Raw genomic sequence first — 19464 nt, forward strand, 5'->3', positions numbered from 1 at the left:
ATCAAAGCCTGAGATACCTATTTTCATAGGTGCCTCAAGCTCTGATTCATTTTACATTTTATCTAAATCCCATCTGGGCCAATTTATTTTGATAAGCTTTTTGGTCCACTCGAAGGGATTGACCACCGTATACATCAAAGTCGTCTACCCAGTCTCCAAGTTCTGGAACTGTCAATCTTTCAATACCATTCTGCGCACCTTCAAGGACTGATAAGCCATTGGTCAATAAGAAAGTATATGGAAGGTTTGTAGAGGTCATGGCGAATACTTTACCAAGAGCTTCCGAACCAGTGAAAAGTTTTGTCGGATCTTTAATTTGTTGTAAAACAGCAGTCATGACTTGTTGCTGTCTACGAGTACGGCCATAGTCCCCTTCATCATCATCACGGAAACGTGCATAGTTGAGAAGAGTCGAACCATTCATCTGTTGTTTCCCAGCTCGAATGGTTTGAGTCGGTGACTCAGTTTCCGTTGCGTGCAAGTCATCTCCTACAGTCGCTTCTGTAACTGGGACCCCGTTTAGAGTTGAAAACTGAGCATCAATGGTCACACCATCAGGGAAAAGCGTATCAATGGCTGTCGCAAAGGCTTGAAAATCGACAAGGGCATAATATTTGATGTCTAGATCAAAATTATCCTTGAGGACCTTGCGGACCATTTCAGCTCCTTGTTTACCTTCTTGTTCCCCTAATTCGTAGGCTAAGTTTAATTTATGGTCGGTCTGTTTTTGACCATTGATGACTTGGCTATATCCATCAATATAGACCAAGTTATCACGCATAAAGCTAACGAGCTTCAATTTTTTATCTTTGCCACTTACATTCAGAACCATAATGGAATCTGTCCGTGTTTCTGCACTATTCTGTCCGATACGTCCATCCGTACCCAAAATAAGAATATTAACCCCATCACGCGTATCTTGTCCATTGAAGACTTCAACCTGAGCAGCTTTGGCATCTTTGGGCCCATTTGAGCTATTAGGATTCGCCGATTGGAATCCCTTTAAGAACATAACGATCATTCCAACTGCTACACAAAGGAATAACATCCCTAACCAAGCAAATAAGCGTTTAAAACGAAAACCTCTTTTTTTCTTTTGCTTCTTAGCTTTTGGAACCTTCGTTTCCAGTTGAGCCCCGCCACTACGGCGACTAGAACGGCTACGATTAGCATAGGTTGGCAGGTCGATACCAGAGTCTGAAAGAAGTTGTTCTTTGGCTTCTGGATTGAAAACTTCCTCTGTACCTTTTTGACCTTCTAACTTAGCATGTAAAAAGTCAAATTCTCTCTTTTCTTTTTCATTCAAATAATGAATATTTTTCAAAAGATAGTCATATCTCAGTTTTTCATGGTGTGTCAAAGGATTCTCTCTAGTCATTCCTTCTCCTTTCCTTTATCCTGTATGGTATAGATAGGATAAGCACCTAGTACTTTATACTGGATTCCAATCGTTTCTAGTTCTTTTTGAGCAAAGTGGACCAGTTCTTTATCAGTATAAGCGACATCAATGATAAAAAAGTATTCGCCCAAGGCTGTTTTTAGGGGACGACTCTCAATTTTAGTCAAGTCAATCCCGCGCCATGCAAAGGTAGAAAGTGCTTTGTATAATGCACCTGGAAGATTATCTGGCAAGGTCAAAGCTAGACTCATCTTTTCAGAACCTGGACTCAAGGGGATTTGTGGTAATTTAGGTCCCAAAACCCAAAAACGAGTAAAATTGGCTTCCATCTCTTGAATATCTTGAGCAATCAGTTCTAAACCATATTCCTCTGCAGAACTTCTTGGGGCAATGGCCGCAAATGGTTGATCAGGGTGTTCGGAAACATAGCGCGCAGCGTAGGCTGTACTGGCAGTGACTTCTAGTTGAGCATCTGGAAAATGCTCGTCAATAAATTTCTTCCCTTGGGCTAATGCCTGCGGATGAGAAAAGATTTTCTCTATTTTAGACTGTCCTGGTACCGCCATCAGCTGTTGATGGATTGGTTGAACAATCTCTGCCACAGCTTGAATGCGAGCTTGATGGAAAAGATAGTCTAAGGTCTCATGAACACTACCTTCAATAGAATTTTCAACTGGCACTACTGAATAGTCTACCAAACCTTGTTCATAGGCCTTGATAACGTCTGTAATACTTGAAAATGGCTCCAGTTCCTCATGAGGAAAAGCCGTTTGCACAACATGGTGCGAAAAAGATCCCTTGGGACCTAGATAGGCAATTTTCATCTCAGTTCCTCTATAATTTCTTCTGGGCTTAGCTTGGACACATCTACAACTCGACTAGCTACTTCCTCATACCAAGCTTGTCTTTCTTTAAAAATCTCAGCCAAATCTTCCTTGCTATTCTTTAAAAATAGTGGACGTTGATTGTCCTTATCGGCTGAAATTCGCTGGTAAAGAGTCTCAAAACCTGCTTTTAGGTAGATATTATCAGCATTTTGCTTGAGCAAGGCCCGATTACGCGGAGAAATGACTACTCCTCCTCCTGTGGAAATAACTTTATCTGTCTTCAGCAGTTCAGCCAGTACTTCTTCTTCTAGCTGACGGAAGGCTGTTTCTCCTTTTACTTCAAAGAAACGAGCAATCGGCATCCCCAGTCGGTCTTCCAGCAAGGCATCCATGTCTACAAAGTCAGGATCTAAGCCTCTAGCAATAGTAGATTTTCCTGCACCCATAAAACCTAGTAAAACCTTAGCCATGAATCAAAATCTCCAAATCATCAAAGAAGCTTGGGTAGCTAGTATTAATAGCTTCTGCACGATCCAATTCAACTTCTCCATCTGCCACTAAAAGCGCTGCAATGGCTGTCATCATGCCGATACGGTGGTCACCAAAGGTATTGACTCTGGCTCCATGGAGAGCAGATTTCCCTTTGATAATCATGCCGTCTGCTGTAGGAGTAATAGCTGCTCCCATGCTATTTAAAGCGTCTGCGACAACTTGAATACGGTCAGTTTCTTTAACCTTGAGTTCTTCTGCATCTTTGATGACCGTTTGCCCTTGAGCTTGAGTAGCAAGGAGAGCGATAATTGGTAATTCATCAATTAAGCGCGGAATCAAGGCTCCACCAATCTCTGTTCCTTTTAGGCCTGAAGTTTCGACAGTCAAGGTTGCAGACTTAGCAATTGGATCAATATCAGTAATCTCTAATTTGCCACCCATAGCACGGATAACATCAATAATCCCTGTACGAGTTTCGTTAATACCGACATTCTTAAGTACCACACGAGAATTCGGCACAATCAGACCTGCGACCAACCAAAAGGCTGCACTAGAAATATCTCCAGGTACGACAACCGTTTGTCCATTTAGTTTCTGTGGTCCCTGAACTGTGATTTTCTTACCATCGACACTCAAGTCTCCACCAAATTGACGCAGCATATCTTCTGTATGATTACGAGTGCACTCCTTCTCAATGATGACAGACTGACCCTGAGCCTGCAAAGCTGCAAAAATCAAGGCTGACTTGACTTGAGCAGAGGCAATTGGCAATTCATAATGAATAGGTGTTAAATTTTTCGTTCCTTTTAAGTGCAAAGGTGGCAAGTCTCGCTCTGTCTGACCAGAAATGCTAACTCCCATTTTTTTCAAAGGAAAGGTCACACGGTCCATAGGACGTTTGGAAAGACTGTCATCTCCAAACATCTCTACTTCAAAGTCTGCACCAGCAAGGACGCCTGAAATCAAACGAATAGAGGTCCCAGAATTCCCCATATCGAGAGCATTCCGAGGGGCTTCCAATCCATCCATACCAACACCTTGAATGGTAACGACACCATCCTTGTCCTCTATCTCAACACCGAGGTCACGAAAAACTTGCATGGTTGACAAAACATCTTCGCCACGCAAGATATCATAAACTTTAGTCTCGCCCTCAGCCAAGCTCCCAAAAATGATAGAGCGATGACTGATAGACTTATCACCTGGTACTCGAATACTACCATTCAAATGGTTAATGTTTGTTTTTAACTTCATACTAGACCTCATACTGACAATACTTTTTCTTATTTTATCATAAAAAGTCAGAAATTTCTTAAAAATTCCTGACTTTATGAGGTAAATTCTTATTTTAAAAGTTCTGAAATTGGTTCAAAAACAATTTTTTCAATATCAGATAGATAAATAGAAAGTTGTTGCTGTTTGGCAAAGAAGGCTGACAAGAGAGCGTTGCCCTGAATCAACTTGCCAAAGCTTTCCATTTTTTCTTGGAAAGAAGCGTCTGGCATTTGACCAGTTTGGGCCATCACTTGGATTTCATGCTGAAAAGCAACATAATCCGCAAAAATCTTGCTAGCTTCTGCATCGGCTTGAATAGCATCTCTAGCTTCTTTAACCGCCTTGTATTCAGGCAATTCACGTAGTCCACGACTAAGTTCGTTTGCACTATCATAAATATTTGACATAATTGTCCTCCTTATTTAATAACGACTGTGTAATTCGTATTTTCTGTAATGACTTGCTCAGCACGTTTTAAATCCTGAGCATTCTTAAAGGAAATTTGCAGAATCCCGTGAATATCTTCACGGTTTTCCTCATTGATATGGATATTGACCAAGGAAGTTCCTCTTAGCAATTCCAAGATGCGCAAGATCACATCTTCCTCATCGGGAACATCTACATAAAGATCAAATGAGCTATCTACTCCTCCACGTTTATGGATTTCCATAGCTTGACGTTGTTCACGCGCTTGATTAAAAAAGTTCCAGATTTGGTTTTCGTCACCCTTACTGATTGCTTGTCCAACCTCGTCTAAACGTCGCTTGAAATCCTCGATGCATTCAATAATGGTCTCTCGATTGGATAAGAGGATAGAAGTCCACATGCCTGGCTCACTTTCGGCAATCCGTGTCATATCACGGAAACCACCTGCCGCAAAGCGTCGTGCCATCTCATGTTCTTCAGCATAACTGGCAGTTTGTTCCATCAAGCCTGATGCTAAGATATGCGGAAAATGACTGATCTGAGAAGTCACTCGGTCATGCTCTTCCGCATCGATTTCAATGAAACGAGCGTGCAGACCTGACAGCAAGTCCTTCATTTCTTCAAGCGTATCCTGGGTTGTTAAGCTCGAAGGCGTAAAGATATAGTAGGCATTTTCAAAAAGATTAACATCGGCAGAAGCAGCTCCTGTCTTATGACTCCCTGCCATAGGATGCGCTCCAACAAAGCGAACAGGCTTATCTGCAAAACAGTTCTCAGCTGTAGCCACGATAGCTGACTTGGTCGATCCAGCATCAGAAATAATGACACCTTCTTTTAGTTCCAAAGTTGCCAATTCTTGTAAAAAAGCAATGATTTGCTTGATTGGCAAGGTAAGAATGATGACATCTGCAAGTGGAGCAAAACTGGCAAAATCATCCGTCGCACAATCAATCATTCCTCGCTCCAAGGCAATATCTCTAGATGCCTGACTGCGATTGTATCCTAAAATTTCATAATCAGGATGATCCCGCTTGATTCCCAGTGCCATGGAAGCACCAATCAAACCCAACCCTGCGATATAGATGGTTTTAGCCATAAGAACTCCTTAATAATTCTTTGTATACTCCCGATGTTTAGCAACAGCTTCTTTTAATTCCTCCAGATTATCAGAAGAGAATTTCTCTAGAATTTCTTGGGCCAAAACTGTTGCTACGACTGCTTCCATAACAACACCTGCTGCTGGAAGAGCGGTTGGATCACTTCTCTCCACCGTTGCTTTATAAGGTTCATGGGTTTCAATATCGACACTCATTAATGGCTTATAGAGAGTCGGAATTGGTTTCATGACCCCACGAACAATAATGGGTTGACCATTGGTCATACCACCTTCGAAACCTCCAAGATTATTAGTACGACGAGTGTAGCCATCTTCTGGTGACCAGAGAATTTCATCCATGACTTGGCTACCCTTGAGATAACCAGCTTTAAAACCAAGACCAAACTCCACACCCTTAAAGGCATTGATGGAGACAACCGCTTGAGCTAATCTTGCATCTAGTTTGCGATCCCATTGAACATAAGAACCCAGACCAACCGGAACACCACCGACAACTGTTTCGACAACACCACCGATGGTATCTCCATCACGTTTGATTTGGTCAATATAGTCCTTGATCTCCTGCTCACGTTCTTGGTTAACGATAGAAACTTCTGACTGGGCAGCTAGTTTCTTAATCTCTGCGACTGTCAAGTTTTCTGGAACATCGATTTCCTTACCACCAAAGACAACAACATGGTTAGCAATTTCAATATCAAGCTCAGCCAATAAACGCTTGGCTACAGCCCCGACTGCTACTCGCATAGTCGTTTCACGAGCAGATGAACGTTCTAGGGAATTTCGCAAATCATCAAAGCGGTATTTGATACCTCCTACCAAGTCAGCGTGACCTGGGCGAGGATGAGTGATTTTTCGTTTACTTTTAAGTTTGTCTTCAATATCCTCTGCAGACATGATATCAAGCCATTTTTGATGGTCTTTGTTAATGACATCCATGGTAATGGGAGCCCCTGTCGTCTTCCCGTGGCGAACACCAGAAGTAAAGACAACTTGGTCGCTCTCGATCTTCATGCGTCCACCACGACCGTAACCACCTTGGCGACGTTTGAGATCCTCATTGATATCCTCGGCAGTCAAAGGAAGACCTGCTGGGATTCCTTCAATAATTGCTGTCAGACGAGGACCGTGTGATTCTCCTGCTGTTAAATATCTCATACATTCTCCTTATTTTACCAAGTAATCTTTCATTTCTTCGAGAGAAACTGGGTGAATCATTGCTGAACCAAGTTCTGGTACCAAGACTAATTTCATAGTGTTGCCACGCGCTTTTTTATCGTGAGTCAAAGCCTGATAAAGCTTATCAACATCCCAGTTGTCATAATCCACAGGAAGCCCAAATTTCTGACACATTTCTCGGATAGACTGAGTGATTCCAGCTGGCATAAGACCTTTTTGTTCGGCTACTTTAGAGACCTGAACCATTCCCATCGCTACTGCCTCACCATGCATGACACGTCCATAACCAGCAGTTGCTTCGATAGCATGACCAATTGTGTGACCAAAGTTTAGATAGAGACGAATACCATTGTCTAATTCATCCTCAACTACCATCTTGCGCTTCACCTGGCAAGAATGCTCAATCAAACTTTCTGAATGCTCCAAAATACTCTCTACAGAACCATCCATTTCAGATAACAAGTCCCAGAGTTCTGGATCTTCAATTAAGCCGTACTTGATGACTTCACCCATTCCTTCAATCAACTCTCTCTTACCTAAGGTTTCAAGAACGGTTGGATCAATCAAAACACCATCTGGCTGGGCAAAAGTTCCCACCATATTCTTGGCAAAAGGAGTATTTACTCCTGTCTTACCACCGATTGAAGAATCCACTTGAGCAGTCAAACTGGTCGGAATTTGAACAAAGTGAATACCTCGCATATAGGTTGAGGCTACAAAGCCAGCCAAATCACCAACGACACCACCACCTAAAGCTACGATGCCGTCACTGCGAGTCAAGTCTTGCTTAACTAGAAATTCATAAGCCTTTTGAACTGTGGTTAGATTTTTTCGCTCTTCACCCTCTAGAAAGTCAAAAACTGCCACTTGAAAACCAGCATCCTCTAGGCTCAATTTAACTTTTTCTGCATAGAGAGAAGCCACATGGTTATCGGTAATGATAACGACTTTTTGCGGTTGCCAAAGTTCCCGCAACCATTTTCCTGCTTGAGACAGGCATCCTTTTTCAATCTGAATATCATAAGGATGGTGGGGAAGGTCTATTCTGATTTTCATAGCAGTTCTCCTTTTTTCATTTTTGATACTTTTGTTTTAGTAATTCCCAGATTTGAGCGGTTGGCATTTCCTTGCCTGTCCATAACTGAAAAGCTTCCGCAGCTTGGTAAAGCAACATGCCTAGGCCATTAACAGCGTGATTGCCCTGGTTTCTTGCCCACTTAAAAAATGGTGTCTCAAAGGGTTGATAAATCACATCAGCTACCAAGAGCCTCTCTGGTAAAACGATACTTGCTGAGATTGGCAGAGATACTCCATCCATACCCACACTGGTCGCATTGACCAGTAAATCTGAATCAGTTATCCTTGCTTGCAGTTCAGAAACATCTTCTAAAGCAAATAAATCTGCTTTAAACCCTGTTTCATTTTGCAGTTTTTCTAAGTAAGGTCTTGTTTTTTCTATTGAAGCCGAACGTACAAAGACAGAAACCTGACTGACTCCATCCAAGATTGCCTGTGCCAAAATTGCCTTGGCTGCACCGCCTGCTCCTAACAAGACCATTCTTTTCCCAGATATTTTAAAAGAAGGCAAGCTCTTAAAGAATCCCTTGCCATCTGTGTTATATCCGATTAAAGTTCCATCTCGATTCACCACTGTATTAACAGCACCAATCAAACGAGCTTCTTCACTCAATTGATCCAAATAAGGAATCACCTGCTCCTTGTAGGGCATAGAAAGATTGATTCCAAACATCTGGTAACGACGAATGTTGGCAACTGTTTCTGCCAAGTCTGTTCCTTCTATCTCCCAAGCAAGATAAACCCCATTGGTATGAGTTGCCTCAAAAGCTCTGTTGTGAATGAAAGGTGAAATGGAGTGTTTGATAGGATTGGCGACTACAGCTGCTAAACGTGTGTAGCCATCAATCTTCATTTAGTATCTCCCGAATTTTTTTCATGCTAGAAAGTGAAATCTGTCCTGGAGCACTGGCTTCATCCAGACTTGCAAAAGACCAGCTAGAACCCGTCACATCTGAAGTGATACGAGAAACCTTACCCACTTTCCCCATAGAAATCGTCACATATTCTTGTTCTGGGTTCAATGTTTTAAAGCCACGTGTAAAGTTCATAAGGTCCAATACATCTTGTTCTGTTTGAGCCATAACCGATACTTTAACCACTTTCGGAGTTAGACTGGTTAGCTCGGATAAGATTTCCATCATATTCTCTGGAGTTTCTTGGAAATTATGATAACTCAAAACTAGATTTGGAAAATCAAGCATTTCTTCAAAAACATCCTTATGGGAGAAATACTCAAAATCGATATATTCAGGTTGATAGAGTTGAGCTACATCTTTGATAATTTGTACATACTCCACCGAATCCAAATCGATTTCGCCTCCCTCAGCACGAGTTCGTAGGGTAAAGAGGAGTTCGCGACCTGCAAATTTTTCAAAAATAGCTGGGGCTACCTGTAAAATAGCCTCTTTTGGTAGGAAATCGGCACGCCACTCAATGATATCTGCATCGATATACCGCATGGCATCGATTCCTTGCACCTCTTCTATACTCTTTGGCATTACTGAAACGACTAATTTCATTTAGTTACCTTCATGCTAATCACCTTGAGGTAATTACTACTTTCATCTTTTTCATTGTAGACAAAGTCTGCTGGAAGTCCATACTTTTGAAGAACCTGATATTTTCTTCCTGCGAATCCTTTGTCAATTTGTTCTATAAATTTTTGACGGGAAACATTGGCAGCATTGGTGCTAGCAATGATCATACCTCCCGGATTTAAAATCTCTAAACTCTGGGAAATCAACTTGTGATAGTCCTTAGCTACAGAGAAAGTTTGCTTTTTATTACGGGCAAAGCTAGGTGGATCAAGAACGATCACATCATAAGATAAACCCTTACGTTTAGCGTATTTAAAGTATTCAAAGACATCCATGACAATGAAACGATGACTGTCAAGACTGAGTCCATTGGCATGAAAATGAGCTTCTGACAGTTCTCTTGAACGTTTGGCCAGGTCTACAGAGGTTGTTTCACTAGCACCTCCCATGGCTGCAGCAACTGAGAAAGCTGCTGTATAGGAAAACATATTGAGTAAGGATTTCCCCATAGCTAAACCATCAACCAAGCTACCACGCACTTCATGTTGGTCCAAGAAGATGCCTGTCATAAGACCGTCATTCATAAAGACTTGATAGAGGACACCATTCTCAAGAACTGTAAAATTTTCTGGTGCTTCTTGACCATAGATATGGGCAGACTCATAGTCTAGACCTTTAAAACGAATCTTTTCATAGGCACCTAAGACTTCAGGAAAAACCTGAGCAAAAGCTGCTAGGATCTGTTGGCGTAGCCCATAGACATAGGAGTTATACCAGGAGAAAACAACATAATCTCCATAGAGATCCAAAGTCATTCCACCAAAACCATCGCCTTCTTGATTAAACAAACGAAAGGCAGTTGTCAACTCATCTTGATAGTAAGAAGAACGTTTTTGTTTGGCTTTTTCAAACAAACTTTCAAAAAATTTTTGGTTAAAAGAAAGCTTCTGGTTCGTTACAAACCAACCAATCCCCTTATTTTGACGAGATAAATAAGCCTTGCCCAAAAACTGCTTGTTTTGACTCAATAACTCGACTTCTTGATCAGTTTCAGATAGTTCTGGAAAATCAATTTCCTCCAAAAGTACTAGACCTTGGTTTAGTTTTTTTTCAATACGTCTACTGACGAACACTTTATTCATAAACACTATTATAACAAATTTTATGACAATTCACAAAATAGAAACTATTGATTTATCCATCATCTTGCCCTATCTGAGAGAATTTTTCCTCCCATTAGTCCTACTATTTTTATTTTGTATTTTTCAACACTTCTAGTTGAAAAATAGACATAAAATTTAAAGAGTTTAATTTAAGCGCAAACGTTTGCGCAGAAGCTGACTTTATGCTACAATAATTCTCATCACTGTAAGTAAGAGGATAAACTATGAAAAATCAAGCCTTAATGCAATATTTTGAATGGTATCTACCCCACGATGGAAAACACTGGACGCGCCTAGCTGACGACGCTGAACACCTAGCTAACTTAGGCATTAGTCACATTTGGATGCCACCTGCTTTTAAAGCAACAAATGAAAAAGATGTTGGTTATGGCGTCTATGACTTGTTTGACCTTGGAGAATTTAATCAGAAGGGTACTGTACGTACTAAGTATGGCTTTAAGGAAGACTATCTTCATGCCATCCAAACTTTAAAATCTCATGGGATTCAACCAATGGCTGATATCGTCTTAAATCATAAGGCAGCCGCTGACCATTTAGAATCTTTTCAAGTTATCGAAGTGGATCCAGAAGATCGAACTGTGGAACTAGGAGAACCTTTTACCATCAATGGCTGGACTGGTTTTGCTTTTGATGGGCGACAAAATACCTACAATGACTTCCACTGGCACTGGTACCACTTTACTGGAACTGACTACGATGCTAAACGCCGTAAATCTGGAATCTATCTGATACAGGGAGACAACAAAGGCTGGGCTCATGAGGAATTAGTCGACAATGAGAATGGCAATTACGACTATCTCATGTATGCCGATCTAGATTTCAAACATCCTGAAGTGATAAAAAATATCTACGATTGGGCAGATTGGTTTATGGAAACAACTGGTGTAACTGGTTTCCGTTTGGATGCAGTCAAACACATTGACTCTTTCTTTATGCGCAATTTCATTCGCGATATAAAAGAAAAATATGGCCAAGACTTCTATGTCTTTGGAGAATTCTGGAATCCAGACAAGGAAGCAAATCTGGACTACCTTGAAAAAATTGAAGAACGCTTTGATCTTGTCGATGTTCGTCTTCACCAAAATCTCTTTGAAGCAAGCAAGGCTGGAAAAGATTATGATTTAACAACCATCTTTGAGGATAGTCTAGTAAAACTCAATCCAGACCGAGCTGTAACCTTTGTCGATAACCATGATACTCAACGTGGCCAAGCACTTGAATCCACTGTTGAAGAATGGTTTAAACCAGCAGCCTACGCCCTCATTCTTTTGCGTGAGCAGGGGCTCCCATGTGTCTTTTATGGAGACTACTATGGTATTTCTGGTCAATATGCTCAAGAAGACTTCAAGGATGTCCTCGACCGTTTGCTAGCTATCCGAAAAGAGTTGGCTTATGGAGAGCAGACTGACTACTTTGACGATCCTAATTGTATCGGTTGGGTTCGTTCAGGTTCTGAAAATCAATCACCACTTGCCATCGTGATTTCTAATGCCCAAGCAAACTCTAAAACCATGTTTGTTGGTCAAGAATGGGCTGGTCAAACATTTGTTGATTTACTTGGTAACCATTCAGATCAAGTAACGATTAATGATGAAGGATACGGTGATTTTCCCGTTACAGAACGCTCTCTTAGTGTATGGGGACTGGTTAACTAATCAATTAATACTCTTCGAAAATCTCTTCAAACCACGTCAGCTTCCATCTGCAACCTCAAAACAGTATTTTGAGCTGACTTCGTCAGTTCTATCCACAACCTCAAAACGGTGTTTTGAGCAACCTGCGGCTCGCTTCCTAGTTTGCTCTTTGGTTTTCATTGAGTATAAAACCCACAAAAAATGCCCACAAGCTAGATTTTCTTTCTAGCCTGTAGGCATTTTTCTATTATCAATATTTAAAATTAGTCTTTCCAAAGATCCATAGCNCGCTTCCTAGTTTGCTCTTTGGTTTTCATTGAGTATAAAACCCACAAAAAATGCCCACAAGCTAGATTTTCTTTCTAGCCTGTAGGCATTTTTCTATTATCAATATTTAAAATTAGTCTTTCCAAAGATCCATAGCATTTTGAAAATCTGATGAGACTTGTACATTCTGAGGATTAGTTGCTTCTCTCTCCTGGCGTTTAGCCTCTACCTGGGCTACACTCTTAATTCCCTCATGACGCCAGTTGCGGAGGATTGCTTGGATGTACTTCCAATTTGGTTTACCATTCAAAACAGCTTCACGCAAGGCTTCCTTTATCAAGTCTGCACTGGTTCCGTCTTCTTTCAAACTCTTTTCCAAATCTTCAATTTCAAAAGGACTCAAGAGTCGACCTAATTCCTGTTGAAAAGTTTCTACCAAACTCTTTAAATCATTTTTAGCAGGTACAGCTTGGCTTGGTTCTTGTTTTTCAAAAAGCTGGTCCAAACGTTCTAAAGCAAGGGTCGCATCAAAAATAACTTCTATTTCTCCATTGAGTTCAATCGTACGATATTGGAGTAAGCCTTTTTCGGTCAAGCGTGAAATTGCTTGATTGACTTCATAGACTTGCTTGCCTATTTTCTCAGCAATTTGACTTGGGGACAATTCCCCTAAAGCTGTTGTATTTTGTAGGTAAAAGAATTGCCAAACTAAGAAATCATCGCTTGATGAGAAAAGTTGATTGTAGTTTAAGAGCAGAGCACTTGGTAAGACCAAATTCCCTGATTTGAAAGCATCTAAATATGTCATAATTCCTCTTATAAATATCCAAAATGAGACACATCTTCTTCTGCACTCTTCCATTCAAAAGGCGTTTCTTGGTAAACTGCATAATTTACCCAGTTACTGAAAAAGAGAGCTGCTGAGGAACTCCAACGCATACAAGGAAGTTCATGAATGTCATCATTTTTGAAATAATTTTCTGGTATATGGGGATCTAAACCAGCATCTAGATCTCTAAAATATTCCTTTGCGAGCGTATCGCGATCATACTCTAAATGCCCAAAGCTATAGACTTCTCTCAAATCTCGACTCGCAAGGATAGAGACTCCTACCTCTTTTCCTGATGCTAAAATCTCTAGATTTGTTTTGTTTAGAATATCTTCTTTGTGGACTTCTGTATGGCGAGAATGAGGGGATACATATAAATCATCAAAACCTCTCAGTAGAAGATGACCTTCTTTCAAAACATCTTGAGAATAAATCCCAGAAAGCTTCTGGTCCATCTGGTATTTATCTACGCCATAGCGATAGTATAGACCCGCTTGTGCTCCCCAGCAAATATACAGGGTTGAAAAGACATGAGTCTTAGACCAATCGATAACCTTAGTAAATTCCTCCCAATAGTCCACTTCTTCAAAAGGGAGATGTTCAACTGGAGCACCTGTAATAATCAAGCCATCAAAATACTGGTCTTGAACTTCTGAGAAGGTCTTATAAAAAGTCTTCATATGCTCAGAACGAGTTGTTTTCGACTGATGACTTTCCATATATAAAAATTCAATATCTAACTGCAAAGGAGTATTGGCTAAATGGCGTAAAAGCTGAGTTTCTGTAACCATTTTCAGTGGCATCAAGTTTAAAATCAGAATTTTCAGTGGTCGAATATCCTGATGAGCCGCCCTCTGGTCATCCATGACGAAAATATTTTCCGTTCGTAAAATCTCAACTGCTGGTAATTTTTTATCAATTCGAATCGGCATAGAAATCTCCTTACTGTATCATACTGGACTCAAGTAACCTGACTGTCATCGAATGGAATAATCCAGCTGATGACATTGCTTCCCTTTATTATACTGTAAGAAGATACAGTTTTCAATTATAGTTTTTCTCTAACTAGATATAGCCTTTTTTTATATCCGATGAAGAGAAAACAGCCCTAGGGACTGTTTTTCATTAATAATGCATCAAAACTTTATAATCGTAATCTCCGATTGCCTCACGACCTTTTAGCTCGTCAAGCTCAATCAAGAAGGCACAACCAGCTACGACACCACCTAATTTTTCAATCATTTCGATGGTTGCTTTAACAGTACCACCTGTTGCCAAGAGGTCATCTACGATAAGAACACGTTGTCCTGGTTTGATAGCATCTGCGTGCATAGTTAAAGTATCAACGCCATATTCTTTTTCGTAGTCAGCTGAAATGACTTCACGTGGCAACTTGCCAGGTTTACGAACAGGCGCAAAACCAATTCCCAACTCAAAAGCGACTGGACATCCAACGATAAATCCACGAGCTTCTGGTCCTACGATCATATCAATCTTTTTGTCAGTAGCGTATTGGACGATTTCACGAACAGCGTAGCTGTAGGCATTGCCGTTAGCCATCAAAGGGCTGATATCACGGAATGTAATTCCTTCTTGTGGATAATTTTCAATACTTGCAATGTAATCTTTTAAGTTCATAGCATTTCTTTCTTTTTAAGTTTTTACTCCCTATTATACCATAAATCTTAGAAAAGAGAAATAGAAAGAAAACCTGGAAACTGAGTCCAAGGCTTTTAATCAGATCTGTAACTATTGCTCGTTTAATGAAATCTTGCCTTCTTTTTGTTTTTAGAGTTTTGATTGCGTTGACGATTTTGTTGGATGCGCCACTCTCGCTCAAAGTAGGACATGGTTTCAAATACTCTGCTTGGTAAACCGACATCTAGCAAATAGATTGGGATTTTCAAAACATTTGATTGCTTTGCAGTCAAAAATCTACTTCGTAGACGATTCCATAAAGAGTTGGGTTTTATAAAATCCTTGTCATAAAAATGAACTTCAATAGTGTAAAAATCCCTTGAACTTCTACCACCCTTGATTCTCATAAGAGAAAACGTTTCTACTTGCCCCCATGAATAAAACTGCCAATCTTTTTTAGGATGTGGCTTATAGGAAAAACCTTGGGCCGTACATTTCAAATACTCTTTATCTGAAAAAAGAAGTCGCAAACGTTCATACAAAATCCATCCAACAATGATGATTAAGAATAAGACAAAGAGTCTTAATACCACCAATCCCACAGGTGCCTCCTTGGGATAGGTCATCATAAAAGATAGGATCCAAAGAAGAAAAGCTAACTCAAGGAAGCAGAGAAGAATAGTCCAAATGATTTTCTTACTGCTCCATTTGATAATTTTTTCTTCCATTACGCCAACTCACTTAAATATTCATAGCGTTCATATTTTTCAAGCAAGGCTTCATTCTTCTCATCTAACTCTTTTTGAAGAGTAGCTAACTTCCCAAAGTCCGAACCATTGGCCTGCATTTCCTCTTCAATGACTGAGATACGGTTTTCCAAGGCTTCGATGTCACCTTCAATACTTGCCCACTCTTGCTTTTCTTGGTAGGTCATGCGTTTCTTTTCTTCACGAACTTTGACGACTTTTTCCTTCTCAGCCTTTTGAACTTGATTTGTCGCTTCTGCTTCGAAGGCTTTTTCATCTAGGTAGTCGGTATAATGCCCAAAGAAAGGACGAATGCTACCGTTTTCAAAAGCAAGAATCTTAGTCGCAACTTTATCAAGGAAATAGCGGTCGTGACTAACTGTCAAAACTGGACCTGCAAAACCTTGTAAGAAATTTTCTAGAACAGTTAAGGTCGCAATATCTAAATCATTTGTTGGCTCGTCCAAGAGAAGCACATTGGGTTTTTCCAAGAGCAATTTGAGGAGATACAGGCGTTTTTTCTCTCCACCAGATAACTTTTCAATCAAGGTACCGTGCGTTGAACGCGGAAAGAGGAACTGTTCTAATAACTCCGCGATAGAGGTCGTAGAGCCACCACTAGTCTTAACCTCTTCTGCCACTTCTTGTAGGTAATTGATAACTCGCTTGCTTTCATCCAGACCTTCGATTTGTTGAGAGAAATAGGCGATGCGAACCGTCTCACCGATGATAACCTCTCCTTCCGTTGGCTCAAGACTTCCCGCAATGAGATTGAGAAGAGTTGACTTCCCAACACCATTATCCCCGACAATTCCGATACGGTCTTTGGCTTGAACCAAAAGGTTAAAATGTTTCAGAATCGGCTTGTCGTCATAGGCAAAGGAAACATCCTTAAACTCGATGACCTTTTTACCGATACGGCTAGTTTCAAAATTCATGCTTAAGTCTGTCTCAACACTATTATCTGAAACTTCCTTCTTCAAGTCATGGAAACGATTGATACGCGCCTGTTGCTTGGTTGCACGAGCTTGTGGTTGTCTTCTCATCCAGGCTAATTCCTGTTTATAGAGTTGTTCCTTTTTGTGAAGTAGAGCTGCATCGCGCTCATCCTGTTCAGCCTTGAGACGAACATAGTCTTGGTAATTTCCTTGATATTCGGTCAAACCAGCTCGGTCCAACTCAAAGATTCGCGTAGAAAGAGCATCTAGGAAGTAACGATCGTGGGTGATAAAGAGAACCGTCTTCTTAGAATTTTTCAAAAAGAGGGTCAGCCACTCAATGGTGGCAATATCCAAGTGGTTGGTAGGCTCATCAAGAAGCAAAAGATTATGATTGCCCAGAAGGACTTGCGCCAACTGAACCCGTCTTCGCAAACCACCTGATAGTGCTCCAACGGGAGTTGATAAATCCTGAATACCCAACTTGCTGAGAACGGTCTTGACCTGACTTTCGATTTCCCAAGCTTGGAGGGAATCCATCTCCGCCATAACCCTTTCCAAACGGGCCTGCTTGTCCTCACTGTAGTTGAGCATGAGTAATTCATACTCACGAATCAACTGGATTTCTTTCAAATCGCTCGATAGAACAGTATCTAAGACAGTTTTGCTATCATCAAAATCTGGGTCCTGAGTCAAGTAGCCAATTTTGTAATCATTCTTTGCCGAAAAAGGGCTAACATCACCATCAAAACCAGAAACTCCTGAAAGCACATCTAAAAGGGTTGTTTTTCCAGTTCCGTTGACACCGATAAGACCGATTCTGTCCAAGTCATGAATGATAAAGGAAATATCCTTAAAGACTGTCTTGTCTCCAACGGATTTACTTAGTTTTTCAACAATAAAATCACTCATTTTTTCTCCCTCAAGTAGGCATGAATAGCTTCCAAGTTATTTTCCAAATCTCCATCCACAATAGCATACTCAATCTCTGCTAAAATTTCTCCCATTTCTGGTCCTGGTTGATAGCCATATTCTTTGATCAAAATCCCACCATTGATTTGAATTTCTTTTTTATCATGGATGGTTAGGCTGTGGTAAGTCTCTGTAATGGCCTGTGGATTGACTTCTTTTCCTTGAGACTGACGAAGATTTTCAGCCTGTAAAAGCAAATCTAGATCAAAGCGGTAACAATCGCGCTTGCTTAGTTCTCCTTCTTCACGAAGTTCTAAGATTGTTAGCAAATCTTGAACTTGCTTGGCAAATTGACGCGAAGTTTTCCAATGTTTCAAAAATTGTTGAGCATCTTCCACTTCTAAAACCCATAAAAGTGCTGCCCAGGCTTGTTCAGAAGATTCAAAGGTAAAATCAGCCTCTAAGTCGAACAAAGATTGGAGTTTGTCCTGACTACCAGCCATATCTGGAAGATAATCATAAGCTTTACTTGCAATCATAGAAGACAGACCTACTCGCCAATGAGGAGCCAGAAGAAGTTTATCAAATTCAACAAAAGTACGTTCCACAGAAATTTTCTCTAAGAGTGGCGTTAAGGTCTTCATCGCTTCAAAGGTTTCTTGCTCGAGTTCAAAACCAAGACTAGCTTGAAAACGAAATCCACGCATGATGCGTAGAGCATCTTCGTTGAAACGCTCACTAGCTACACCAACTGCTCGTAAAACTTGATTTTCTAGATCTTGTAAACCATCAAATAAATCAACGATTTCCCCTTCTTCATCCAAGGCAAAGGCATTGACTGTGAAATCTCGGCGCTTGAGGTCCTCTTCTAACGAACGAACAAAAGAAACTGAACTTGGTCTACGGTAGTCTACATAGACATCTTCTGTTCGAAAAGTGGTCACTTCGTACTCCTCATCTCCGTCTAAAACCAAGACGGTTCCATGCTCAATCCCGATATCAGCTGTACGAGGGAAAATCTGCTTGGTCTCTTCTGGATAAGATGACGTCGCGATATCTACATCATGGATGGGACGATTGAGTAGGGCATCCCTAACAGAGCCTCCAACAAAATAGGCTTCAAAGCCTGCTTCTTTAATTTTTTCTAATACTGGTAAAGCCTTCTGAAATTCAGAAGGCATTTGTGTTAATCTCATAATAAGTGTTCTAATCCATAGACAAGCTCATGACGCTTGACAACTTCTTTGATTCCCAAATTCACCCCTGTCATGAAGGAGCTACGATCATAGGAGTCATGACGTAGGGTCAATCCTTCTCCCTGATTTCCAAATATAACTTCCTGATGAGCTACCAAACCTGGCAAACGGACTGAGTGGATTCGCATACCATCAAAGTTAGCACCACGTGCACCTGAGATGATTTCTTCCTCATCGCTAGCACCTTGTTGGATAGACTCACGAACCTCTGCCATCAACTCAGCTGTTTTGATAGCTGTTCCACTAGGGGCATCTTTTTTCTTGTCATGGTGAAGCTCAATAATCTCTACATTTGGGAAGTACTTTGCAGCTTGTGCTACAAATTGCATGAGCAAGACAGCACCCAAAGCAAAGTTAGGAGCAATCAAGCCACCCAAGTTTTTAGAACGAGAAAATTCTTTTAGTTCTTCAATCTCTTGACTAGTGAAACCTGTTGTCCCAACGACAGGTGCAAAGCCATTTTCAAGCGCAAAACGGGTATTCTCATAGGCAACAGCTGGTGTTGTAAAATCCACCCAAACATCTGCCTCAAAACCTGCCAAGTCATCCTTATCATTGAATACTGGAATTCCCTGCCAGTCAGATGCAGACTCAAAAGGATCTAAAACCGCTACCAGTTCAAGTTCAGGATCAGACAAAACCATTTGACAAGCAGATTGGCCCATTTTTCCCTTAAAACCAGCAATAATTACTCGAATACTCATCTCAATCTCTACTCCTATTTAAGATACAA

19 protein-coding genes are annotated in these 19464 nt (G+C 40.7%); 1 reads left to right on the forward strand and 18 read right to left on the reverse strand.

Annotated features, from left to right (window positions below; translation table 11 throughout):
- Nucleotides 1-58 precede the first annotated feature (58 nt).
- From AB2B50_RS07780 to AB2B50_RS07830, 11 genes are all read right to left on the reverse strand, one after another.
- A complete protein-coding gene (locus AB2B50_RS07780) occupies nucleotides 59-1378 on the reverse strand; it encodes an LCP family protein (protein ID WP_320692915.1) in 1320 nt (439 codons plus the stop codon).
- A complete protein-coding gene (pheA, locus tag AB2B50_RS07785) occupies nucleotides 1375-2223 on the reverse strand; it encodes a prephenate dehydratase (RefSeq protein ID WP_320692914.1) in 849 nt (282 codons plus the stop codon). Before pheA ends, AB2B50_RS07780 begins: the two co-directional genes overlap by 4 nt.
- Nucleotides 2220-2696, reverse strand: a complete 477-nt coding sequence (locus AB2B50_RS07790; RefSeq protein ID WP_320692913.1) for a shikimate kinase — start codon at nucleotides 2694-2696, stop codon at nucleotides 2220-2222. Before AB2B50_RS07790 ends, pheA begins: the two co-directional genes overlap by 4 nt.
- Nucleotides 2689-3972, reverse strand: coding sequence for a 3-phosphoshikimate 1-carboxyvinyltransferase (gene aroA, locus AB2B50_RS07795; RefSeq protein ID WP_320692912.1), 1284 nt, complete (start codon nucleotides 3970-3972; stop codon nucleotides 2689-2691). The genes AB2B50_RS07790 and aroA overlap by 8 nt, the downstream gene beginning before the upstream one ends.
- 89 nt (nucleotides 3973-4061) lie before the next feature.
- Entirely contained in the window at nucleotides 4062-4400 is a 339-nt protein-coding gene (locus tag AB2B50_RS07800) for a YlbF/YmcA family competence regulator (RefSeq protein WP_000065982.1), read from the reverse strand.
- A gap of 11 nt (nucleotides 4401-4411) precedes the next feature.
- On the reverse strand, nucleotides 4412-5515 hold the full coding sequence (locus tag AB2B50_RS07805; RefSeq protein ID WP_320692911.1) for a prephenate dehydrogenase: 1104 nt from the start codon (nucleotides 5513-5515) through the stop codon (nucleotides 4412-4414).
- Between the two features lie 9 nt (nucleotides 5516-5524).
- Nucleotides 5525-6691 carry a chorismate synthase gene (gene aroC / locus AB2B50_RS07810; protein WP_320692910.1) on the reverse strand — a complete coding sequence of 389 codons (1167 nt, stop codon included), beginning with the start codon at nucleotides 6689-6691 and terminating at the stop codon, nucleotides 5525-5527.
- Between the two features lie 9 nt (nucleotides 6692-6700).
- Nucleotides 6701-7768, reverse strand: coding sequence for a 3-dehydroquinate synthase (aroB, locus tag AB2B50_RS07815; protein ID WP_320692909.1), 1068 nt, complete (start codon nucleotides 7766-7768; stop codon nucleotides 6701-6703).
- A 16-nt stretch (nucleotides 7769-7784) separates the two neighbouring features.
- On the reverse strand, nucleotides 7785-8642 hold the full coding sequence (locus tag AB2B50_RS07820; protein ID WP_320692908.1) for a shikimate dehydrogenase: 858 nt from the start codon (nucleotides 8640-8642) through the stop codon (nucleotides 7785-7787).
- Nucleotides 8632-9309, reverse strand: coding sequence for a type I 3-dehydroquinate dehydratase (aroD, locus tag AB2B50_RS07825; protein WP_320692907.1), 678 nt, complete (start codon nucleotides 9307-9309; stop codon nucleotides 8632-8634). Before aroD ends, AB2B50_RS07820 begins: the two co-directional genes overlap by 11 nt.
- Nucleotides 9306-10469, reverse strand: coding sequence for a class I SAM-dependent rRNA methyltransferase (locus AB2B50_RS07830; RefSeq protein WP_320692906.1), 1164 nt, complete (start codon nucleotides 10467-10469; stop codon nucleotides 9306-9308). Before AB2B50_RS07830 ends, aroD begins: the two co-directional genes overlap by 4 nt.
- 245 nt (nucleotides 10470-10714) lie before the next feature.
- On the opposite strand from AB2B50_RS07830, the gene AB2B50_RS07835 reads away from it, so the two are divergent.
- Nucleotides 10715-12166 (forward strand): alpha-amylase, encoded by a 1452-nt coding sequence (locus AB2B50_RS07835; protein ID WP_320692905.1) that lies wholly within the window; start codon nucleotides 10715-10717, stop codon nucleotides 12164-12166.
- A 379-nt stretch (nucleotides 12167-12545) separates the two neighbouring features.
- Here the strand turns inward: AB2B50_RS07835 and AB2B50_RS07840 are convergent, their stop codons facing one another.
- The 7 genes from AB2B50_RS07840 to dapB all read right to left on the reverse strand — a co-directional run bounded on the left by AB2B50_RS07840 (nucleotide 12546) and on the right by dapB (nucleotide 19435).
- Nucleotides 12546-13220, reverse strand: a complete 675-nt coding sequence (locus tag AB2B50_RS07840; protein ID WP_316107508.1) for a DnaD domain-containing protein — start codon at nucleotides 13218-13220, stop codon at nucleotides 12546-12548.
- Nucleotides 13221-13228: 8 nt separating this feature from the next.
- The gene (metA, locus tag AB2B50_RS07845; RefSeq protein ID WP_316107507.1) at nucleotides 13229-14173 is read right to left on the reverse strand and encodes a homoserine O-acetyltransferase MetA; all 945 of its coding nucleotides are present in this window, start codon (nucleotides 14171-14173) and stop codon (nucleotides 13229-13231) included.
- 193 nt (nucleotides 14174-14366) lie between these two features.
- Nucleotides 14367-14879, reverse strand: a complete 513-nt coding sequence (locus AB2B50_RS07850; RefSeq protein WP_001049312.1) for an adenine phosphoribosyltransferase — start codon at nucleotides 14877-14879, stop codon at nucleotides 14367-14369.
- A 122-nt stretch (nucleotides 14880-15001) separates the two neighbouring features.
- Complete coding sequence (locus AB2B50_RS07855) at nucleotides 15002-15607, reverse strand: hypothetical protein (RefSeq protein ID WP_316107505.1); 606 nt, start codon at nucleotides 15605-15607, stop codon at nucleotides 15002-15004.
- Nucleotides 15607-17475 carry an ABC-F family ATP-binding cassette domain-containing protein gene (locus AB2B50_RS07860; protein ID WP_320692904.1) on the reverse strand — a complete coding sequence of 623 codons (1869 nt, stop codon included), beginning with the start codon at nucleotides 17473-17475 and terminating at the stop codon, nucleotides 15607-15609. The genes AB2B50_RS07855 and AB2B50_RS07860 overlap by 1 nt, the downstream gene beginning before the upstream one ends.
- Complete coding sequence (locus AB2B50_RS07865) at nucleotides 17472-18671, reverse strand: CCA tRNA nucleotidyltransferase (RefSeq protein WP_316107503.1); 1200 nt, start codon at nucleotides 18669-18671, stop codon at nucleotides 17472-17474. The genes AB2B50_RS07860 and AB2B50_RS07865 overlap by 4 nt, the downstream gene beginning before the upstream one ends.
- A complete protein-coding gene (gene dapB, locus AB2B50_RS07870; RefSeq protein WP_320692903.1) occupies nucleotides 18668-19435 on the reverse strand; it encodes a 4-hydroxy-tetrahydrodipicolinate reductase in 768 nt (255 codons plus the stop codon). Before dapB ends, AB2B50_RS07865 begins: the two co-directional genes overlap by 4 nt.
- Nucleotides 19436-19464: the final 29 nt, after the last annotated feature.

The sequence above is a fragment of the Streptococcus fermentans genome (genome assembly GCF_040888305.1).
Lineage (GTDB): Bacteria > Bacillota > Bacilli > Lactobacillales > Streptococcaceae > Streptococcus > Streptococcus fermentans.